This window comes from Kitasatospora sp. NPDC098663 (genome assembly GCF_044760075.1).
Classification (GTDB): Bacteria; Actinomycetota; Actinomycetes; order Streptomycetales; family Streptomycetaceae; genus Kitasatospora.
This window is the reverse complement of record NZ_JBIWAP010000152.1, coordinates 1-1,030: the sequence shown is the minus strand read 5'-3', so window position 1 is coordinate 1,030 and position 1,030 is coordinate 1. Positions and strand designations below refer to the sequence as shown.

Here is a 1,030-nt window from a genome sequence, read left to right as displayed (position 1 = left end):
CTGAGGACAAGCCCTCGGCCTATTAGTACCGGTCAACTCCACCCCTCACAGGGCTTCCATATCCGGCCTATCAACCCAGTCGTCTACTGGGAGCCTTACCCTCTCAAGGAGGTGGGAGTGCTCATCTCGAAGCAGGCTTCCCGCTTAGATGCTTTCAGCGGTTATCCCTCCCGAACGTAGCCAACCAGCCATGCCCTTGGCAGGACAACTGGCACACCAGAGGTTCGTCCGTCCCGGTCCTCTCGTACTAGGGACAGCCCTTCTCAACACTCCTACGCGCACAGCGGATAGGGACCGAACTGTCTCACGACGTTCTAAACCCAGCTCGCGTACCGCTTTAATGGGCGAACAGCCCAACCCTTGGGACCTACTCCAGCCCCAGGATGCGACGAGCCGACATCGAGGTGCCAAACCATCCCGTCGATATGGACTCTTGGGGAAGATCAGCCTGTTATCCCCGGGGTACCTTTTATCCGTTGAGCGACGGCGCTTCCACAAGCCACCGCCGGATCACTAGTCCCTACTTTCGTACCTGCTCGACCCGTCAGTCTCACAGTCAAGCTCCCTTGTGCACTTACACTCAACACCTGATTGCCAACCAGGCTGAGGGAACCTTTGGGCGCCTCCGTTACTCTTTAGGAGGCAACCGCCCCAGTTAAACTACCCACCAGACACTGTCCCTGATCCGGATCACGGACCCAGGTTAGACATCCAGCACGACCAGAGTGGTATTTCAACGACGACTCCACAACAACTGGCGTTGCTGCTTCAAAGTCTCCCACCTATCCTACACAAGCCGAACCGAACACCAATATCAAGCTATAGTAAAGGTCCCGGGGTCTTTCCGTCCTGCTGCGCGAAACGAGCATCTTTACTCGTAATGCAATTTCACCGGGCCTATGGTTGAGACAGTCGAGAAGTCGTTACGCCATTCGTGCAGGTCGGAACTTACCCGACAAGGAATTTCGCTACCTTAGGATGGTTATAGTTACCACCGCCGTTTACTGGCGCTTAAGTTCTCAGCTTCGCC

The 1,030-nt window shown here is 55.7% G+C and carries 1 rRNA gene; it reads right to left on the bottom strand.

Annotation, left to right across the window (positions count from 1 at the left end):
• Positions 1-2: 2 nt before the first annotated feature.
• Positions 3-1,030 (bottom strand): 23S ribosomal RNA (locus ACIQVZ_RS42555); the annotation flags it as partial.